This is a genomic window from Stutzerimonas sp. LR2 (genome assembly GCF_055755175.1).
Genome location: NZ_JBVTRR010000001.1, coordinates 1181369 through 1201530, shown reverse-complemented (window position 1 = coordinate 1201530; position 20162 = coordinate 1181369). Strand labels below are relative to the sequence as shown.

17 protein-coding genes and 1 riboswitch are annotated in these 20162 nt (G+C 61.4%); of the genes, 7 read left to right on the top strand and 10 right to left on the bottom strand.

Annotated elements, in window-relative coordinates:
- Nucleotides 1-21 precede the first annotated feature (21 nt).
- Entirely contained in the window at nt 22-1905 is a 1884-nt protein-coding gene (gene thiC, locus ACVRRC_RS05505; protein WP_472996720.1) for a phosphomethylpyrimidine synthase ThiC, read from the bottom strand.
- Nucleotides 1906-2001: 96 nt separating this feature from the next.
- Nucleotides 2002-2108: riboswitch (TPP riboswitch) on the bottom strand.
- Nucleotides 2109-2283: 175 nt separating this feature from the next.
- Between thiC and ACVRRC_RS05500 the strand changes: the two genes are divergently transcribed.
- Nucleotides 2284-3738, top strand: coding sequence for a TolC family outer membrane protein (locus tag ACVRRC_RS05500; protein ID WP_045633175.1), 1455 nt, complete (start codon nt 2284-2286; stop codon nt 3736-3738).
- Between the two features lie 118 nt (nt 3739-3856).
- Here ACVRRC_RS05500 and waaA read toward each other — a convergent pair whose 3' ends face one another.
- The gene (gene waaA / locus ACVRRC_RS05495) at nt 3857-5125 is read right to left on the bottom strand and encodes a lipid IV(A) 3-deoxy-D-manno-octulosonic acid transferase (protein WP_472996719.1); all 1269 of its coding nucleotides are present in this window, start codon (nt 5123-5125) and stop codon (nt 3857-3859) included.
- 112 nt (nt 5126-5237) lie between these two features.
- Here waaA and ACVRRC_RS05490 point away from each other — a divergent pair, with 112 nt between their 5' ends.
- The 4 genes from ACVRRC_RS05490 (at nt 5238) to ACVRRC_RS05475 (ending at nt 8580) form a co-directional block, all read left to right on the top strand.
- Nucleotides 5238-5570: a DMT family transporter gene (locus ACVRRC_RS05490; protein ID WP_472996718.1), complete on the top strand. Its 333-nt coding sequence runs from the start codon at nt 5238-5240 to the stop codon at nt 5568-5570.
- Between the two features lie 55 nt (nt 5571-5625).
- Nucleotides 5626-6801: an NAD(P)/FAD-dependent oxidoreductase gene (locus tag ACVRRC_RS05485; protein ID WP_019405427.1), complete on the top strand. Its 1176-nt coding sequence runs from the start codon at nt 5626-5628 to the stop codon at nt 6799-6801.
- Entirely contained in the window at nt 6798-7607 is an 810-nt protein-coding gene (locus ACVRRC_RS05480; protein ID WP_019405428.1) for an aldo/keto reductase, read from the top strand. Before ACVRRC_RS05485 ends, ACVRRC_RS05480 begins: the two co-directional genes overlap by 4 nt.
- Before the next feature lie 85 nt (nt 7608-7692).
- On the top strand, nt 7693-8580 hold the full coding sequence (locus ACVRRC_RS05475; RefSeq protein WP_048330039.1) for a hypothetical protein: 888 nt from the start codon (nt 7693-7695) through the stop codon (nt 8578-8580).
- A 34-nt stretch (nt 8581-8614) separates the two neighbouring features.
- Here ACVRRC_RS05475 and hldE read toward each other — a convergent pair whose 3' ends face one another.
- The 4 genes from hldE to msbA all read right to left on the bottom strand — a co-directional run bounded on the left by hldE (nt 8615) and on the right by msbA (nt 14227).
- A complete protein-coding gene (gene hldE, locus ACVRRC_RS05470) occupies nt 8615-10036 on the bottom strand; it encodes a bifunctional D-glycero-beta-D-manno-heptose-7-phosphate kinase/D-glycero-beta-D-manno-heptose 1-phosphate adenylyltransferase HldE (RefSeq protein WP_017246577.1) in 1422 nt (473 codons plus the stop codon).
- Between the two features lie 79 nt (nt 10037-10115).
- Nucleotides 10116-11510, bottom strand: coding sequence for a PIG-L deacetylase family protein (locus tag ACVRRC_RS05465; protein ID WP_472996717.1), 1395 nt, complete (start codon nt 11508-11510; stop codon nt 10116-10118).
- Nucleotides 11511-11513: 3 nt separating this feature from the next.
- Complete coding sequence (locus ACVRRC_RS05460) at nt 11514-12410, bottom strand: GNAT family N-acetyltransferase (RefSeq protein WP_207238576.1); 897 nt, start codon at nt 12408-12410, stop codon at nt 11514-11516.
- On the bottom strand, nt 12410-14227 hold the full coding sequence (msbA, locus tag ACVRRC_RS05455) for a lipid A export permease/ATP-binding protein MsbA (RefSeq protein WP_472996716.1): 1818 nt from the start codon (nt 14225-14227) through the stop codon (nt 12410-12412). Before msbA ends, ACVRRC_RS05460 begins: the two co-directional genes overlap by 1 nt.
- A 35-nt stretch (nt 14228-14262) precedes the next feature.
- On the opposite strand from msbA, the gene ACVRRC_RS05450 reads away from it, so the two are divergent.
- Complete coding sequence (locus ACVRRC_RS05450) at nt 14263-14904, top strand: lipopolysaccharide kinase InaA family protein (protein WP_061372931.1); 642 nt, start codon at nt 14263-14265, stop codon at nt 14902-14904.
- On the top strand, nt 14867-15712 hold the full coding sequence (locus ACVRRC_RS05445; protein WP_472996715.1) for a BUD32 family EKC/KEOPS complex subunit: 846 nt from the start codon (nt 14867-14869) through the stop codon (nt 15710-15712). Before ACVRRC_RS05450 ends, ACVRRC_RS05445 begins: the two co-directional genes overlap by 38 nt.
- Nucleotides 15713-15743: 31 nt before the next feature.
- Here ACVRRC_RS05445 and ACVRRC_RS05440 read toward each other — a convergent pair whose 3' ends face one another.
- From ACVRRC_RS05440 to ACVRRC_RS05425, 4 genes are all read right to left on the bottom strand, one after another.
- Nucleotides 15744-16481, bottom strand: a complete 738-nt coding sequence (locus ACVRRC_RS05440) for a glycosyltransferase family 32 protein (RefSeq protein WP_081104856.1) — start codon at nt 16479-16481, stop codon at nt 15744-15746.
- A gap of 123 nt (nt 16482-16604) precedes the next feature.
- Nucleotides 16605-17783 carry an O-antigen ligase family protein gene (locus ACVRRC_RS05435; protein ID WP_081104855.1) on the bottom strand — a complete coding sequence of 393 codons (1179 nt, stop codon included), beginning with the start codon at nt 17781-17783 and terminating at the stop codon, nt 16605-16607.
- Nucleotides 17780-18916: a capsular polysaccharide export protein, LipB/KpsS family gene (locus tag ACVRRC_RS05430; protein ID WP_472996714.1), complete on the bottom strand. Its 1137-nt coding sequence runs from the start codon at nt 18914-18916 to the stop codon at nt 17780-17782. Before ACVRRC_RS05430 ends, ACVRRC_RS05435 begins: the two co-directional genes overlap by 4 nt.
- Entirely contained in the window at nt 18913-20160 is a 1248-nt protein-coding gene (locus tag ACVRRC_RS05425; RefSeq protein WP_472996713.1) for a capsule biosynthesis protein, read from the bottom strand. The genes ACVRRC_RS05430 and ACVRRC_RS05425 overlap by 4 nt, the downstream gene beginning before the upstream one ends.
- Nucleotides 20161-20162 lie beyond the last annotated feature (2 nt).

Genomic DNA, 20162 nt, shown 5'->3' with positions numbered 1-20162 from the left:
CGGTCGATCACAGCTCGCCGGTCACACCTGCTTGTAGATGACCGAGCCTTCGTCCTTGAACCGCGAGGACTGCTCGGCGAAACCCGCCTCGATGGCCTTCTGCTCGTCGGTCAGGCCGTGCTCGGCAGCATACTCGCGCACTTCCTGGGTAATCTTCATCGAGCAGAACTTCGGCCCGCACATGGAGCAGAAGTGCGCCACCTTCGCCGAATCCTTCGGCAGCGTCTCGTCGTGGAAGGCACGCGCGGTGTCCGGGTCGAGGCCGAGGTTGAACTGATCCTCCCAGCGGAACTCGAAGCGCGCCTTGGACAGCGCGTTGTCGCGGATCTGCGCGCCCGGATGCCCCTTGGCAAGATCAGCAGCGTGCGCGGCGATCTTGTAGGTGATGATGCCGGTCTTCACGTCATCCTTGTTCGGCAGACCGAGGTGCTCCTTCGGCGTGACGTAGCAGAGCATGGCGCAACCGAACCAGCCGATCATCGCCGCCCCGATGCCGCTGGTGATGTGGTCGTAGCCCGGGGCAATGTCGGTGGTCAGCGGGCCGAGGGTGTAGAACGGCGCCTCGTCGCAGCATTCGAGCTGCTTGTCCATGTTCTCCTTGATCATGTGCATCGGCACATGGCCCGGGCCTTCGATCATGGTCTGGACGTCGTGCTTCCAGGCGATCTTGGTCAGTTCGCCGAGGGTTTCCAGTTCGCCGAACTGCGCGGCATCGTTGGCATCGGCGATCGAGCCCGGACGCAGGCCGTCGCCCAGCGAGAAGCTGACGTCGTAGGCCTTCATGATTTCGCAGATTTCCTCGAAGTGGGTGTAGAGGAAATTCTCCTGGTGATGCGCCAGGCACCACTTGGCCATGATCGAGCCGCCGCGGCTGACGATGCCGGTCACGCGCTTGGCAGTCAGCGGCACATAGCGCAGCAAGACGCCGGCATGGATGGTGAAGTAGTCCACGCCCTGCTCAGCCTGTTCGATCAGGGTGTCGCGGAACAGCTCCCAGGTCAGGTCTTCGGCAACGCCGTTGACCTTTTCCAGCGCTTGGTAGATCGGCACGGTGCCGATCGGCACCGGCGAGTTGCGGATGATCCACTCGCGCGTCTCGTGGATGTGCTTGCCGGTGGACAGGTCCATCACGGTGTCCGAACCCCAGCGGATGCCCCAGGTCAGCTTGGCCACTTCTTCCTCGATGGAGGAGCCCAGCGCCGAGTTACCGATGTTGCCGTTGATCTTCACCAGGAAGTTGCGGCCGATGATCATCGGCTCCAGCTCGGTGTGGTTGATGTTCGCCGGGATGATGGCGCGGCCGCGCGCGACTTCCGAGCGGACGAATTCGGGGGTGATTTCCTTGGGAATGGCCGCGCCGAAGCTCTGCCCGGCATGCTGCTCGACCAGCAGGCCGGCTTCACGCGCCTCGGCGAGCTTCATGTTCTCGCGGATGGCGACGTACTCCATCTCCGGCGTGATGATGCCCTTCTTTGCATAGTGCATCTGGCTGACGTTGTGCCCGGCCTTGGCCCGGCGCGGGTTGCGCACATGGGCGAAGCGCATGGCGGAAAGTTCGGCATCGTTGAGGCGACGCTGGCCGAATTCGGAGGTCAGGCCCGGCAGCTTCTCGGTGTCGCCGCGGTCCTCGATCCAGGCACTGCGCACGTCGGCCAGGCCCTTGCGCACGTCGATGGTGACGTTCGGGTCGGTGTAGGGGCCGGAAGTGTCGTAGACGGTAACCGGGGCGTTGATCTCGCCACCGAAGTCGGTGGGCGTCACGTCCAGGCTGATCTCGCGCATGGGTACGCGGATGTCCGGGCGCGAACCCTGTACATAGATCTTTTGCGAACGCGGGAAGGGTTGAATGGACTGCTGGTCGACCTGGGCGGACTCACTCAGATTCTTGTTGCTTTGCACGCTCATCGGCTTCTCCTGGGAAATGTCGGAGCGAACCTGAGCAACACGGCGGATCAAGGGCGTCGGGCACCGCAACTGCGGTGGAGAGACTCGTCACGTTCGAGACGAGGACATCTTGTTCCCTACGCAGGCCTTAACCTGATCAGGTTCAACGGGATCCGGAACTTTCCGATCTCAGCCTTCGCTTCAAGGCACCCCGACAAGAACGCCGTCGAGTCTAATCAAGACCTTGGGCGAACACCATGGCAATGGCGAAACTAGTCGACCGTTCGGTCATTTGCCCGGACCGCCATCGCCGCCTCACACCACGGCGCACGCGCGCCTTGACCCCCTGACAGCTGCCGCTTAGCCTTGCCCATCAGCTCTATTCAGGATGGACCCAACATGCTGCGCAGACTCCCCCTGGCTCTCGCCGTGGCCACCCTCACTGCCGGAGGAGCCTGGGCGCAAGAGACCGTCCCCCTCGCCAGCAAGACCGATCTGGTCAGCGTCTACCAGCAAGCCGTCAACAACAACGCCGACCTGGCGGCGGCCCGGGCGCAGTTCCGCGCACGCCAGGAAGTGGTGCCACAGGCACGCGCCGGCCTGCTGCCCAACCTCAGCGCCGGCGCCGAGCTGAGCGACACCGAAACGGACGTCGACACCAGCATGGGCTCCACGTCGCTATCACGCAGTGGCACCGCCTATCAGGCGACGCTGAGCCAGCCGATCTTCCGTGCCGACCGCTGGTTCCAGCTCAAGGCTGCGGAAGCCGTGAGCGAGCAGGCCGCAATCGAATACTCCATCGCCGAGCAGGACCTGATCCTGCAGAGCGCCCAGGCCTACTTCGCCGTGTTGCGCGCGCAGGACAACCTGGCGGCGGTGAAGGCCGAGGAAGCCGCGTTCAAGCGCCAGCTCGACCAGGCCAACGAACGCTTCGAGGTGGGCCTTTCCGACAAGACCGATGTGCTCGAAGCCCAGGCCGGCTTCGACACCGCGCGCGCCAATCGCTCCATCGCCCAACGCCAGGTCGAGGACGCCTTCCAGGCGTTGTTCACCCTGACCAACCGCGAGTACGTGGCGCTGGAAGGCATCCGCCATACCCTGCCGGTGCTGGCGCCGGTGCCAAACGAGGCTAAGGCGTGGGTGGATACGGCGACGCGGCAGAACCTCAACCTGCTGGCGGTCAATTACGCCGTGACCGCCGCCGAGGAAACCCTGCGCCAGCGCCGCTCCGGCCATGCGCCAACACTCGACGCCGTGGCCTCGTACCGCAAGGGCGACAACGACGCGCTCGGCTTCAGCAACACCCAGAGCATCCCGGGCTTCGACATGCCGCGCTATACCGGCGACGTCGAGCAGCGCAGCATCGGCCTGCAGCTGAACATCCCGCTCTACAGCGGCGGGCTGACCACCTCGCAGAGCCGCGAGGCCTATTACCAGCTCAGCCAGAGCGAGCAGCAGCGCGAAAGCCTGCGCCGCCAGGTGGTGGAAGCCACACGCAACCTGCACCGCGCGGTGAACACCGATATCGAACAGGTCCAGGCCCGCCGGCAGTCGATCATCTCCAACCAGAGTGCGCTAGAAGCCACGGAGATCGGCTATCAGGTCGGCACCCGCAACATCGTCGATGTGCTCGACACCCAGCGGCGCCTGTATGCCGCGGTACGCGACTACAACAACGCCCGCTACGACTACATTCTCGACAACCTGCGCCTGAAGCAGGCGGCCGGCACGCTGAACCCGGACGACCTGCAGCAGCTGGCGGCCTACCTGAAACCCGATTACAACCCGGACACCGACTTCCTACCGCCGGATCTGCCGCAGACCATCGGTCAGCCGGTGCGGGTGGATTATTGAGCCAGGAGGCTCGCTTGAATCGTGGTTGGGTGGGCTAAAGCCCACCAGGCGCTCGCCCTTCAGACGGCGCAATGACGCCGACAGCTGATCCGGCCTCCTCGCGGACCAGACACACCGGCTAGCTGAGCAGCCTCGCCAGTCCTGTCAGCAGACGCTGCAAGGCGCCCTGATTGGCCTTGAGCACGCCCAGCCCGGCGTCACGCATCCGTTGCGCGGCAGCCGAATCGCGCCAGAGCTCACCGACAGCATCAGCCAGCTGATCGGCATCCTGCACTTCGCGCAGGGCGCCGGCATCGCGCAGCTGCGCGGAGATTTCGAGAAAGTTGAACAGATGCGGGCCACTGAGCACCGGCTTGCCCAACGCCGCAGGCTCCAGCAGGTTGTGTCCGCCATTGGGCACCAGGCTGCCACCGACGAAGGCCACGTCGGCCAGGGCATAGAGAAACAGCAGCTCGCCCATGGTGTCGCCGACCAGCACCTGCGTGCCGGCGCCAACCGTCTCGCCCGTCGAGCGGCGCACCGCGGCAAAGCCTTCCTTGCACGCCAGTTCATACACCGAGATGAAGCGTTCCGGATGCCGTGGCACCAGGAGCAGCAGGGCCTGCGGAAACCGCTCCAGCAAGCGTCGGTGCGCGGCCAGGACGATTTCGTCCTCGCCGGCATGGGTGCTGGCGGCGACCCACAGCGGCCGATCCTGCGCCGCCCATTGATCGCGCAAATCGGTCGCCCGCGCCAGCAGTGCCGGGTCGATGGCCAGGTCGAACTTGATCGAGCCAGTCACTTCGACGCATTCGTGGCGTGCGCCGAGCTGGCGAAAACGCTCGGCTTCAGTCTCTGTCTGCACAGCAATCAGGCTCAGCTCGGCCAGCATTGGCGCGGTCAGCCGGGCGAAGCGCGCATAGCCGCGGGCCGAACGTTCGGACAGCCGCGCGTTGGCCAGCGCCACGGGTATGCCGCGTCGGGCGCACTGATGGATATGGTTGGGCCAGAGCTCGGTCTCCATCACCACCGCCAGCTTCGGCTGCAGGCAATCCAGAAAACGCGCCGCGGTCCAGGGCAGGTCATAGGGCAGGTAGCAATGCTGCACGCTGTCTCCGAACAGCGCCTGGATGCGCTCGGAGCCGGTCGGGGTCATACAGGTGACGGTGATCGGCAGGTGTGGGTAGCGCGCCATCAGCTCGCGGACCATCGGCGCCGCGGCGATGCTTTCGCCCACCGAGACCGCATGCACCCAGATGCCACCCGGACGCAGCCGCGGCAAACCGAAGGCGAAACGCTCGCCGATACGACGGGAGTAGGCCGGGGCGCGCCAAGCGCGCCACAGCAGGCGCAGGAACACCAGCGGCAGGCCCAGGTGAAACAACAGGGTATAGAGGGTGCGATTCATGGGCGCGGAGCTTAGCAAGCCGCCTGCTCGCGAGCCATAACCGCCCTACCGGCGAACTTGTTGGCGAGGTCGGAACCGAACGAAGTTGCCCGCCCATAATCAGGATCTCGCCATGTCCGGCTATGTTTACCTGGCCATCGCCATCTGCGCCGAGGTGGTCGCCACCACCTCGATGAAGGCACTGGCCGGCTTCAATCGTCCGCTGCCACTGCTGCTGGTGGTGGCGGGCTACAGCCTGTCGTTCTGGATGCTCGCGCTGGTGGTACGAACCATCCCGGTAGGCATCGCCTATGCCATCTGGGCCGGGCTCGGCATCGTGCTGGTCAGCGTCGCCGCGGCGGTGCTCTATCGTCAGTACCTGGACCTGCCGGCGGTACTGGGCATGGGGATGATCATCGCCGGTGTGGTGGTCATCCAGTTGTTCTCCCGCAGTGCAGGCCACTAAGCTGCCGGCGGACTGCAGTTATACTGCGCGACCGTTTACCCAATGAGGTCTGCACATGCCCGAATCCCTCAGCACCGACGTCCTGATCGTTGGCGGCGGCGTCGCCGGTCTTTGGCTGAACGCGCGCCTGCGCCGACTGGGTTTTGCCACCCTGCTGGTCGACAAGGGAGCACTGGGCAGCGGGCAGAGCGTGAAGTCCCAGGGCATCATCCATGGCGGCACCAAGTACGCGCTGAGCGGCGCGCTCACCGGTGCCTCCGAGGCGATTGCGGACATGCCGCGGCGCTGGCGCGAAGCGCTCGAAGGCAAGGGCGAGCTGGATCTCAGCGGCGTGCGTCTGTTGTCCGACGCACACTACCTGTGGTCGCCAGGCACCCTGGCCGGTAACCTCACCAGCTTCTTCGCCAGCAAGGCGGTGCGCTCGCGGGTCGGCCAGGTCAAGGGCGATGAGCTGCCGCCTGCGCTGCAGCATCCACGGTTCAAGGGCAAGGTCTATCGGCTCAGCGAGCTGGTGCTGGACGTGCCCAGCCTGATCGCTCGGCTGGCCGAGCTGGCTGGCGACAGCCTGCTGGCCTGCGAGCGGATCGAACCGCTGCTCGACGACAACGAGCTGGTCGGGTTGCGCGTCGATGGTCGCGAGATCCGTGCCCAGCGCATCGTGTTCAGCGCCGGTGGCGGGACTGCCGAGCTGCTCGCGTCGCTCGGCCTGCAACAACCGGCCATGCAGCGCCGTCCGCTGCACATGGTCATCGTCAAGGCGCCCACGCTCAAACCACTCTATGCCCATTGCCTGGGCGGCGGCACCAAACCGCGGATCACGGTCACCAGCCATCCGACAGCGGACGGCGAGTGGCTCTGGTATCTCGGCGGCGACCTGGCCGAAGCCGATGGCGTGGCGCGCGACGAAGCCACTCAGATCGCCGCCGCGAAAAAGGAACTGGCCGAACTGGTGCCCTGGATCGACCTGTCCTCCGCGCAATGGGCCACGCTGCGTATCGACCGCGCCGAGCCTGCACAATCGGCACTCGCCCGTCCGGACAACGCCTTCCTTGCCGAGCAGGGCCGACTGCTGGTGGGGTGGCCGACCAAGCTAGCGCTGTCCCCCGACTTCTCCGACCGCGTCGAAGCCGCCCTCGCCCGTGACGGCATTCGTCCGGCCAACCATCCCGCACTACCTCAACTGCCACGTCCGCCGCTGACCGGGCCGTTCTGGGAAGGGCTGCTGCCATGAACGCGACGCTGCATGACCTGCACCGCCCGCTGGGCAGCACCGGCCTAAGCATTTCGCCACTGGGGTTGGGCACGGTGAAGCTGGGCCGCGATCAAGGGGTGAAGTATCCCAACGGTTTTTCCATCCCAGACGACGCCCAGGCTCGCCAGCTGCTGACCCTGGCCCGCGAACTGGGTATCAACCTGATCGACACCGCGCCGGCCTACGGCGTCAGCGAGGAACGGCTCGGCCCGTTGCTGGCCGGACAGCGCGAGGATTGGGTGATCGTCAGCAAGGTTGGCGAGGAGTTCGAGAATGGCCAGTCGCGTTTCGACTTTTCTGCCGCCCACACGCGCTTCTCGGTGGAGCGCAGCCTCAAGCGTCTGCGTACCGACCGCATCGAGCTGGTGCTGGTGCATTCGGACGGCAACGACCTCGATATCCTGCAGCACACCGAGGTCTACCAGACCCTGGCCGAACTCAAGCGCGAGGGCAAGATCCTCGCCTTCGGCCTGTCCGGCAAGACGGTCGATGGTGGGCTGCTTGCGCTGCAGCAGGGCGACTGCGCGATGGTGACCTACAACCTCAACGAGCAGGCCGAACGACCGGTCCTCGACTACGCTGCTGCACACGGCAAGGGCATTCTGATCAAGAAAGCCCTGGCCAGCGGACATGCTTGCCTCAAGCCAGGCGACGACCCGGTCCGCCGCAGTTTCGAGCTGCTGTTCGGTCACCCAGGGGTCAGCGGCGCGATCATCGGCACTATCAATCCGCAGCATTTGACGTCTAACGTAGCCACTGCTGCCGCCGTCCTGACGGGCGATTGACCTCGGAGGCGCAGCGTTCCGTTCGCTGCGCGGCAGCAGCCACCGGCGCCGCGCAGCGGCCCCGTTCGCCGTAAGGAGAGCCCGAATGCCTCGCGTTCTGGTACGCAAGAGCCCTGCCGCATTCAAGACCCTGCCGCTCTACGTCGAGGCTGGCCACGACAGCCTGAGCTACCAGAGCCTGGGCCGACCGCTGAATTTCGCCGAGGTCATCGAGCGCCGGCGCCCGGTGGAGGTGGCCGATCCGGGCCGCTTCGCCATCGAGCTGGCCAATCTGGGCGTCTCGGTCCGCCTGACCCTCTGCTGGCAGGGCCGGGAATACTGGGTGCTGGTCCGCCAGCAGCGCCTGGACCGCGGCGACGTGGTGCTCAAGCTGATTTCCGGGTACATCCCGGCACACGAGCTGAACCTGCCATTGCTCACCGCCATCCAGGAAATCGCCGAAGAATGCCTGCTGGAGACGCCCGAGGGCTGGATGGCCGGGCGCTTCGGCGACACCTGGCTACCCACGCCCTATCAGGCGAGCCTGCACTACCGCGAGGCGGTGCATTTCAAGCTCGCCTCGCAATCTGGCGCTACACGGCCGGTACAGTGCGGCAACATGGTGCTCATGGAACGGCCGCGCGCCTATGTGCACCTGCCGACGGCATCGTTGCAGCTGGTCTACGACATGCGCATGGAACTGCCGAAGGAGGTTCGCCAGCTCAGCCTGTACCATGTCGACGAGCGCCTGGAGGCGGACAAGCTGGTGGCGCGCCTGAACCGTAACAGGCCCGACCTCTACCTTGTTCCGCTGCACCAGGGACAACCGCAGGAGCAGCTGCTGCAGTTGCGTGATGGCCAGTTCAGCCCCGTCAATACACGGGGGCTGTGGCTGTCGGAGAGCTTTGCGCCGCAGGAGGGCTGGGTGGTGCGCGACGAGCGGGTACGCTGGAAGGACTGGTGGGCAGCCCGGCCAGCCGCCGTGGCGCGCTGAGTAGCCCGATCGCGCGGCACCTGACTGCCGTGGTTCAGCGGGCGCGGATCTTCTCGACGATGGCGGTCGTCGAGCTGTTTTCCACCAGCCCCAGCACCTTCACCACACCGCCGTAGGCCTTGACCAGATCGGCACCGACGACCTGATCGACGCCATAGTCGCCGCCCTTGACCAGCACATCGGGTCGCACCTGGGCCAGCAGGTTTTCCGGCGTGTCCTCGGAAAAGCACACCACCCAATCCACCGCTTCCAGACCGGCCAGCACCGCCATGCGTCGATCCACCGAGTTGATCGGCCGGCCCGGGCCTTTGAGGCGGCTCACCGAGCCATCATCGTTCACCGCCACCACCAGCCGGTCGCCCTGGGCCCGGGCCTGCTCGAGGTAGGTCACATGGCCCGCGTGCAGGATGTCGAAACAGCCATTGGTGAAGACGATCTTCTCGCCCTCGGCGCGGGCATCCTCGACCGCGGTGAGCAGCTGCTCGACGGTCATCACGCCACGCTCGGAGCCTTCCTCGCGTTGCACCGCGCGGCGCAGCTCCGGCGCGCTGATGCAGGCGGTGCCCAGTTTGCCGACCACGATACCGGCGGCCAGGTTGGCCAGTGCCACGGCCTGTGGCAGCTCCTCGCCAGCCGCAATCGCAGCGGCCAGGGTTGAAATGACGGTATCGCCGGCACCGGTGACATCGAACACTTCGCGGGCACGGGCCGGCAGGTGCAGCGGCGCGTGATCGGGACGCAGCAGGGTCATGCCGTGCTCGCCACGGGTGACCAGCAACGCATCCAGCTCGAGCCGGCTCATCAGCTCGGCACCCTTGCTGACCAACTCGGCCTCGTCGGCACAATGCCCGACGATCGCCTCGAATTCGCCCAGGTTAGGCGTGATCAGCGTAGCGCCGCGATAGATGTCGAAATCCTTGCCCTTGGGGTCGGCCAGCACCGGAATGCCACGGTGCCGCGCCGCCTGGATCAGCGCCTGATGGTTCTTCAGCGCGCCCTTGCCGTAGTCCGACAGCACCAGCACCTTGACCCCGGCCAGCAGCCCTTCCACCTCGGCCAGCAACGCGGCCGGATCGGTGTTGAACGGCTCCTCGAAATCCATGCGCAGCAGTTGCTGATGGCGACTCATCACCCGCAGCTTGACGATGGTGGGCTGGTCATCGATGCACTGGAAATGCGCCTGCACACCGGCAGCCGCGAGGCTGTCAGCCAGGCTCTGACGCGCCTCGTCCTCGCCGGTCACACCCACCAGCGCCGCGGCAGACCCCAACGCTGCGATGTTCAGCGCGACGTTGGCCGCACCGCCTGGGCGATCTTCGATCTGCTCGACCTTCACCACCGGCACCGGTGCCTCGGGCGAGATCCGCGACGTGCCGCCATGCCAGTAACGATCGAGCATGACGTCACCGACCACCAGAACGGCGGCTTGGTCGAAACGGGGCATGGACAGCTTCATTGGGGCTCCGATGACTGACAGAAAACGGCGGCGATCATAGCATGCGGGCCGCGCTGGTCCGGCCAGCGTGTCAACGCTGCTAGAGCTTGCGCACCCAGAATAGCTCGTGCCTGCGAACGGCCTTGCGGAAAAACTCGTCGTCGCCGGTGGACGGCCAGCGGCGACCGGCGAGGGCGGCCTGGATCAGGCGGCGCAGGCGCTTCTTGAGCGGCAAAGGACCCTGCAGATCGTGTTGCATCGCCAGCGCCATGGCCTTGTTCAGCCGAGCCTCGGAATCCAGCGTCGGGCTCCATAGGCGATCGGCCGGCAGCGGCTCGATGGCGGGCGGCAAAGCCACGCCGCCATCAGCCGGCCCCATCGGCCAGCGGTCGTTATCGTGCAGGTGGTTGGCATACAACAGCAGTGTTTCCGGCAGCCAGTCGCCCTCCTCCATGGCCTGATACAAGGCCCGGGTGGCAGCCACATGGTCAGCGTGAGGATCCAGTTCAGGGTGCGGTGTGACCACCACCTCAGGGCGAAAATGAGCGAGCAGAACCCGCAGATCGGCCTGCAGATTGTCCCAACTGGGCACACCGTCCACATCCGCGGGCAACAGCAGCGGATTGTGCCGGCGCACGCTGCGCACGTCCTGTTCACCGGATTCGCGCGAGCCGAACGGCGTCTGCGGATCGGCGGCCATGGCGGGCAGCTGCAGGCAGTAATAGCCCAGCTGGACGCACCGCGACTGCGGCACACCGCCCCACAATGGCACCGCCAGGCTATCCCATGTGCGCAACCGCCCCTTGAGCCTGGCGGCAGACGCATCGTCCAGACCCAGCCGACGGTATCTGTCGGCTTCGATCTCGCCCTGGGTCAGGGTCACGATGGCCACATCGCGCGCCTGACTGTACAGGCCGAAAGCGGCCAGCTCGGCATCGTCGGCATGCGGGGCGACGATCAGAACGCGGCGCTCGGAATAATCCGGGTTGCGCATCGCGAAGAGCGTCGCCTCGCCGGACAGGCGACAGAAGCGCCCGCTGACATGCAGCACACCCCCACTCAGCGGCTCATGCTGGCCGGACAGGTTGAGATAGCGCCGGCCGGCAACGCCCCGCTCGAAATCCTGACGGTCTTCGCCAACCCACACCTGCGGATCAAGCCACCGCCCCAGCCAGCTGGCCTTGAGCTCGATCTCGAGAATAAGCGTATCCGCGGCTTCGAAGCGCTCCGGCTGCGTGATTCGGCCGCCGTCGATCCGCACCGGATAACGCTGGGCATCGTCCGGGAAGACATAGTCGTAATCGTCCTGAGGGCTGTAGAACAGGTGGTCGGCAAACCAGGCCTCATGAGCGATCCAGCCCAACACCAGCAAGAGCGGAACCAACCACCAAGCAACCAGCGCGCCGAGCAGCAGCAGCGCGACCAGCGCGACCAGCAGGGCGATGCGTTTGTGCTTGCGGTGGCGTCTAAGCAACTGCTGCTTGCGTGCACTCATGGCTCACACCTGATAGACCGGAACTCGGTTGCACCAGCGATCCTTGTACTCACGATCCGCCCGGCCGAAGGAGTAACGCAGCGGTTTGCCCAGCGCCCGCGCCTCGGCCCAGGCTGCCTGGGTATTGACGAAGCTGAGCACGCTGCCTGGGCTGAAGTCCCGCTGCACCGGGTCGACACCGCCATTGATGTACTCGACGGACACCCACTTCGGCGACTCGACCCGATAGAGAACCTGGATGGCGATCGGCTGCTCGTCGAGAAACACCACCGAGCCGGTCATGAACTCGCGCAGCAGCTCGAACACCTCATGCAGATGCGCCTTGCCCGGCGCCTCGAAATTCCAGCGCCGTTGAAACAACTCAGCGTACATCGCCGCCTGCTCCGCCGCAGAAAAATCGAGCATGGGGCGCAGCGCACCGCCCGCCTCTTCCAGCAAACGCTGTTCGCGGCGCTGGTTGTAACGGAACTTCTTCGAGTACGCCTCCGGTTCGCGCGCCAGCGCCAGACCCTCCGGTTGCTCGCGCAAGGTGCTGATCGCGCCCGCATTGAGCTCTGACACGTAGCGCATGCGCTGGCGGACCGGAATCGCCGCCTGCTCAGCGACGGGCAGAATGATCTCGGCATTGCCCAGATCGAACAGCCCGCGCTTGCCGGTCTTTTTCAATACGTCCTTGGATAGCGCCAGATGGCGCCCCCAGCAGGGCACCGCGGCGATCAACTCGCCCTGCTGCTCCCAGGCCAGATAGCGCACCGGAATACCCGCAAGACCGGCCAGGCGCTCGACGACGGCCGGGTGAGTGGCAACGCTGCCGCCGTAGCGCTGCCAGATCTGCGCATAGGTGTCGGCATCGATCTCGCACCAGCCGCGCTCACGCCAACTTTTCAGAAGCTGCAGCATCAGGCGCCCTGCTCGTCCGATACATCGTCTTGGAACTGGGTCGCATGAAGCCTCGCATAGGCACCATTCGCCGCCAGCAGCTCGGCATGGGTGCCACGCTCGACGATGCGGCCCTGCTCCATCACCAGGATCAGATCGGCCTTCTCGATTGTGCTCAGGCGGTGAGCGATGACCAGCGTGGTGCGGCCCTGCATCACATGGTCCAGAGCCCCCTGGATATGCCGCTCGGACTCGGTATCCAGCGCCGAAGTCGCTTCGTCAAGAATCAGCACGGGGGCATTCTTGAGCAGTGCACGCGCAATCGCCAGGCGCTGCCGCTGTCCACCGGACAGCAGCACGCCGTTCTCCCCGACCAGCGTCTGATAGCCCTCGGGCATTTGCTCGATGAACTCGTCGGCGTAGGCATCGCGCGCGGCACGGCGGATGTCGTCCAGCGGCGCGCCGGCCAGATCGCCGTAGGCGATGTTGTTCGCCACGGTATCGTTGAACAGGGTCACCTGCTGCGTCACCAAGGCGATATGCCGGCGCAGGTTGCGCAACGTATAGGACTCGACATCCGCACCGTCGAGCAGGATATGGCCGGTCTCATGGTGGTAGAAACGCGGGATCAGATTGGCCAGTGTCGACTTGCCGCTGCCGGACCGACCGACCAGCGCCACCATCTGCCCGGGCTCCACGGTGAAGCTGATGTCGTGCAGCACCGGCTTGTCGCTGCCCGGGTAGACGAAATTGAGGTTGCGCACTTCCAGACGTCCGCTGACCGAGTCGCGCTCCAGCGTGCCAGTGTCGATCTCGGGCTGCTCGTCGAGCTGCTCGAAGATGCTCTCAGCGCCAGCGACACCTTTCTGAATGGTCGAACTGACTTCCGACAGCTGGCGAATCGGTTTGGGCAGCAAGCCGGCCAGCGTGATGTAAGCGACCAGATCGCCCGCCGACGCATCGCCTCGCAGCAGCAGCACAAGGAACATCAGCACCGCCATGGCGCTGTAGATCACCAGCTGCAGGCTCGGGGTGTAGACCGCATTGGTCTTGACCATGCGCAACTGCTTGGCCGTGTTCTCCGAACTCGCGCCAAGGAAGCGGTGCTGCTCGTACGGCTCGCCGCCAAAACTGCGCACCACGCGATAGCCCTGGATGGTCTCGGACGCCACATGCGTCACGTCGCCCATCGCCGCCTGAATCTTCTTGCTCTGCTTGCGGAATTTCTTGCTGGCACTCGAGACCATGAAACCGATCACCGGCAGGATCGCCAGCATCACCAGAGTGAGCTTCCAGTTCATCCACAGCAGCGTGGCGAACAGGAAAATCACCGTCATGCCCTCGCGCACCACGACCTTGATCGCATCGGTTGCCGCTCCAGTGACCATGGTCACGTTGTACGTGATCCGCGAGATCAGATGGCCGGAGTTGTGGCTGTCGAAGTAGCGGTTGGGCAGGGTCAGTAGGTTGTTGAACAGCGCGACGCGCAGATCGTGCACGAGCCCGAGAGAAACCTTAGCCAAGAAGAAATTGCCAAGGAAGGAGCCAATACCCTGCACCAACGCGATCAGAATGATCAGCAAAGGCACGGCCTGCAGCAATTTTAGCTCGGCCAGCCACCGCACCTCGTTGAGGTGCGGTACCTGGGAAAAGAAACTTGCGTCCGGGTTGTTCAGCCCGTCGACGAAGAACTTCAGGATGTAGCCCAGCGCGGGCTGGGTGGATGCGAAGAGCAGAAAGCCAGCGAGACTGATCGCAAACAGCCCCCAATAGGGGAGCACGTAGCGCAGCAATCGCAGATACACCGTGACACTGGATTGCTGGGTAGAATTGGCCATTCGGCAAGCCCCATACGACTGGCTAGAGGAACAAGATGCGGATTGTAACAGCGCAGGAACTGGAAAGCTGGCTGGCTGATGGCGTCGTGCTGGAGAGCGACGGCCGCGGGCCGAAAGTGGCTGCGCTATCGAATGGGTTGTACCTTAAGATATTTCATACCAGACGCGCGCAATGGCTTGCTCGCTTACGACCAGCAGCTATCCGTTTCGCGCGAAACGCACAGACGCTCGCTTTCCACCACATAGCCACGCCCGAAATCACCGAAACCTTTTGGCTAGATCACGACAAAGGCCTGACTGGTTGCCTTTATCGACCTTTACCCGGGCAATCTCTTGAGCGGCTGTTCCACGATTCACCGGAGAAGCTTGCAGCCATACTTCCTCGCTTGGCGGGATTTATCCGTGAACTTCACGCAAATAAAATCTATTTTCGGTCGCTACACATTGGCAACATCCTGATTTTGCCAAGCGGGGAGTTTGGCTTGATTGACTTCCTTGACTTGCAGAAGAAAACCTTCCCACTCAATGCTTGGCAAATCAGGCGAAACCTTCGCCATATGAAGAACCACCTCAAACGCAAAAAACTCGAAAACTTCCCATTCGAGATGCTTCAAGCTCTTTACTACAACAAGGATGTTCATGCGCTCGCCCAGAAGAGTCACCGGCATAAAACATGAAGTAAGTGCTCAGCAAGGCGACTTGATCGCCTTCAGCATAGGCAACTATGCAGCCCTTAATGGCAATCTTGAATGCATAGACGCGCTTATTTCGCAGCGAAAGCAAATGGGCCGCCAGCGCCTCGCCCAGCCGTGCTTTACTGACGATGGGCGGCAGGTGTTCGTAAAAACAACCTCTATCGAAAGTTACCCCTCACGCCTGCGCATCAGCTTTGGCCTCAAGCGCCGCTCTGGGGCATATGACTGGCCATTGGCCGAGCTGCGGAACAACGTAAGAGCAAGCGAAAAAACGGATATGATCCCACGATTGACCGGGCTTGGTTTTGCACGAAGCAAGCTTGGCTTGGTCAAAGAGGTATTTCTTACATTCGAGAATCTGACGGGATATGTTAACGGCCTCGACTGGATAAATAGCCGCCCCGAAAAAATTGAGCTTTTTATTCGAGCAGGGCTCGATGCAATCATGAAACTCAATTCACAAGGAATCTACCACCTTGATCTCTGGGCAGGAAATATCATGTTTCCAAACCACTCCCTGGAAGATGCTAAAGTAATTGACCTAGAGAACTGTTTTATCGGCTCAACCGCGTTCCATAACGAAACGGTTGGTTACCAACTGGCTCTTTTTTATCAACATTCCCTTGAAAGCTTAATCTCCGAAAAGAATTACGACGAAATAATCAAAAGCCATATGCACGATCGCCCTGAGTTACAGAGCAAATCCGGCCTGGAGTTCTACCAGCACTTCAAGCAGAACGGGGCGGGGCGCAAGTCACGTTACTTAATCCCGTTTCGGGGGCGGCGTTAGTAGATTTTCTTTGCTTGCCCCGAATGGGGCACTAACGGTATCTAACCCGTCGAAGTTTAGTTCGGAGCCGGTATATTTTCCAAGCCAACCAAGCGCCGAGCTGCTCCGGCAGCTTGCGCAAGCCTCTAGCCAGACGACTCGCTAAGCTCTTGCCTTCACGCCTGCGCCAACTCCCAACGTACAAATGGCGCGCAAGCGGCTTGACGCCCACCCTCTGCGAGTGAACAGCTTCGGCGAGCCGACCGACACCGAGCACTCGCTCGGTTCCACGAAGTTCTTCCTCGCCACTGCCAGTGAAGCCTCTCGCCAGCATCAGCCGGCTAACTTCATTTACATTCACCAGTTCGGACAAGCGTTTTTCATCGAATTGGACACGACCGTAATATTCAAGCATACGGACAGGAAGCCAATGTCCGACAGACGCCCCGATTACGGCTGTTGCGAACCGTTGACGATCCTCGAGCCCAATGAAGAACTCATTCTCCAGAAGCTCGTCAAAAGAGGCACAAACCTCCACATCGACGTCGAGATAGATCCCTCCTTCCTTAGCGAGCACGTGCATTCGCACATAATCGGCTACAAATGCATATTTTCCTGCCGAATGTGCCGCAGCAGTAAAGGGATGACTCGCCGGATCGAAAGACGCTTCATCCCAGCGAACCACCTCATAATCGGGGAGATGATAAGCCCATGAAGCGAGGCAACGTTTGGCCTGCAATGGCATAGGCTGCCCGCCAAACCAGCAATAGTGGATCCGGCGCGCTATCACTTAGCGCACCTTTAGCCGCAGCCCGCTCCACCGACGTCTCTTCACATAGGACATGGCGCTACTCCTTCTCATGGCGATGCTCGTCGAGTCCGCGAAAGTACAATAACCAAGAGATAGCCGCATTCACGCAATATGCTGAACGCCGATGTGCTCTTCAGCTTCAGCGTAGCGTGAACGCTGGGCCAGAACGAGGCCTAAACCAATGGGCAGCCAGGTAATCATCCAATCGGCGTTAGGCTTAAGCCAGAGCCCTATCCCGTCCGTCATCAAACTCAACGAAGAAAACACCCAGAGCATCAAAAGCGCCCGCCCAAGTGCTTCTCCACGAGCTTGCCAGGCTAGAAATGCGCAGCGAACCCATACACAAAGGAAAAGCAACAACCCAATAAGCCCGAGCCGTATGCCTGTATCAATAAATAGATTGTGGGGATGGTTATACAGCGTCTTCAGTCCAGGCACCGCCAGTTTGAAATCATGAAAACCCAAGCCCCAAAACGGACTCTCCATCAATAAAGCAACGCCCGCCCGCCAGAGTTCCGGTCGATAGGACAATCCCCTCTGTAATAGCAGATAGGCATCAAACCAGATGATTGTAGCGAGCGTCGCTGCTGCAGCGACCGTCACTGCGATCCTTACACGCCATGGCAATGACAAAAGAGCCAGCGCCATCACACCGGCTACCCCAAGCCATACCCCGCGCGTCTGGCTCGACAAAAGAAAAAGAGCACAGGCTCCAACTACAAAAACAACAATAGCCGAGCGACGCCACGTTTTCGGTTGTTTGAGAACCAGGCCAACACCAAGGACAGCCAAAGCGCCTACGGCGTGTGCGGCCATAATGACGGTATCCCAAATCCCGACGGCCAGAACACGATGCCGATAGGAGTGCTCCGTCAGCACGTAGAAGTCGATCCAAGACACCAGAGAACCGAGGCCGGCAACAAGAGCAGCTAGCATCACGACACGCTCTACGGCTGAATGAGCTGCGCGCGCTGCTAATAGCATTGCCACTAGGCTGAGGCCGACGTAGAGCACGACCTTGGCCTGGCTGACGGGCTCCCCTCCGCCATTGATCGCAATTACTAGCAGCGTCCAGCTTGCAAATGCACTGAGGAGAATTATGTCGAGTCGTGGCAGCTTTGGCCTTAGCTGAGAGAAGCCTAGGCTGATCAGCGCAGGCAGCCACATGAATAGGATCAACGCTTGATGATAAAGCTTATTAGATGGCATAGCCCACGGTGCACACAGCAACACCACTAAACCAAGCAAAGCCCAACGGGCAAGAACATCCGAACTGTTCAAACAGCTACTCCAGTACTCGATAAACTACAATTACCCGTCAGGCGGCGTACCGCTTCCTGCAAATGCTCCGGAGAAGCATCCTGCCATCGACCAGGCACACAATATTCCTTGGATAGATAATGCAGAAAGGCACGTCGCAAACGGTCGTTTGCAGACCAATTTGGAAACTCTTTCACTAGCTGTAATAGTTGCTCTAGCGAGTCGGCGTGCGCGGCTAGGCCTTCAATGTTAAAAAAGGCCTGGCCTAGCGTGAGCAGGGGCTTGCTGAGAAGCAAGGACTCAAGGCCAACAGTAGAGTTAAGGGTAATGACGAAGCTGCTAGCCTCAATCAGTTCCTGAGTAGAATTTCCATTCGCAAACCTCAGTCGATCACGGCAGCGACTGTGGAGGTCCCGGTAACTCTCCCGGCTTGACGGATGCTCCTTGAATACAACCTCCCAGCCAGTCTCATCGGCAATGCGCTCGCCTAATGCAAACAGGTCACGCATATTTCGCACCCAAGGTGAATGCAACCTAACCTGTGTATCCCGGTCATCCTGAAATGGAATAAAGATAAAGCGCTCTGGCAATGTTATCGGCGGAGGTCCCTCGCTGCGGGGTTTGCGAGGAATTAGGATAACTGGCACATCATCGGAAGGTAGACACACCCGGTCTGCATAATCTAGGTAAAAACTAGCATCACGAGGGACCGAGTTTAGGTAATTAACGCCTCGAGGGTCGAGCGTCGTGGTTCCGGGAAGCAAACCATTTTCGACAAAAAAGGTACGTCTGCCTGCTGGCAATAACGCTAACATGAGCTGGCAGTGGCGATTCGAGCCGTTCCATACTACTAAAGCGTCCGGCTCCTCCTTTTGTAAAATTGCAGCGCAGCGCAGCGCGGTTAAAAGCATTTCCAAACGAAGCAATAAACGAAACGCCACGCCTTGATATTTTCCTTTAACACGCCGCTCCTGGCACTTCTCCTCAACTAATTTCTTCCAATCGACCCGCCGCAAAACACTAAACAGCTGACCCAGCGCCGGCCAAGGCAGGTCCTGCATTTCAACTACCTGGCCATTCATGCCTGCACACGAAAGCAACTTTTTAAAATAAATTGACTGGTGTTTTGCCAAGGAGAAAAAGAGGAACTTCACTTCCCTAGCCTCTCCATGAGAGGCACACCAACACAGGTTTCACCTGACACTATATTTTCTAGAAGCGTCAAACAACTTTCCAAACCATTGCTCCCCTGAGCCAAATGATATTCAGCAAAAGACACAGACGCCGCTACTGCGGTCGAATAATTATTTTCTATTTCTTTTAACCGTTCAGAAATTTTTTCAGCAGTATCGATACATGGCCCAAAGAATCGCGCCTGTTCAAATATATCCGGGTCGCGACTAGCATTCACATGCAATACAGGACGCCGCGCCAAGGCGGCCTCGATGACCGCATTTGACATGATATTCACAACGATTGATACCCGCGCCAAGGCCTCAGCCAAGGTGCACTCTTTCGGAAGCACATGGACATTGCTGAGTTGCGTCGAGGCGTCTTGCCAGAACGGCACACAACTGCGCGGATGCGCCTTGACGAGCACCCGGTAGCCGGGGTTTGTAGCAGCCCAATTACGTAACAAATCATAAGTAGCACGATAACCACCTTCCTTTTCCTTGTCCGGACCTACTCCCAACACCAGTAATGTATGCAGGTGAGGATCTGCTATCGCCAGGTCGTAGCTATCGTCAATCATGTGCGAGCCAGCCAAAACGGCCAAGGAGCTCCCGAGTCGGAGATTCCTAGCGCGCAATGCGTCTAATGAGCTTTGCCCAAACAGGAAGTAAAAGTCGTAGTCATTCATGCCGAGCCGCCGAGAGCCTTCCACCGTTGTAGCGTGCGCTAGGTGTACTAAAGGTCGGTGGCAGGCGTTGAGAGCCAAACGAAGGAAGGGGGCATGCAAGCTACCGTTGCGGTCGTTGAGCAGTACTTTTGGCTGGTAGTGTTCAACTAGCCATTGCGCGTGAGCAGCTAGCCCAAAATAGCGGGTTGGCACGGAAAAAGGGGGGCGTCGGAGCATCGCGTTACGCAAGACAACCCGCGGAGGCTGTAACGCAGTTTCGGTAAGCGTATAGCCACGCTCCCGAATCCCAGCGATTAGCTTCTTTTTACGCTGAAAGGCCAACACCTTGGGTGCCGACTGCAAAAGCAAAAAGTCACAAGGTTGAACTTCGACACTCTTAGCAAGGCGCATCTTGGCGCGAACCCCAAACAGCCAATCGCCAATCGCCTCTCGCAAGAACCGCACACCACTACCGAACACGCCGTGCCGCTCACGCAGCAACATCCAACGGTAACGGTCTAAATCACGCGCTTTGGCGCTCCAGGGATTACTACCCATAG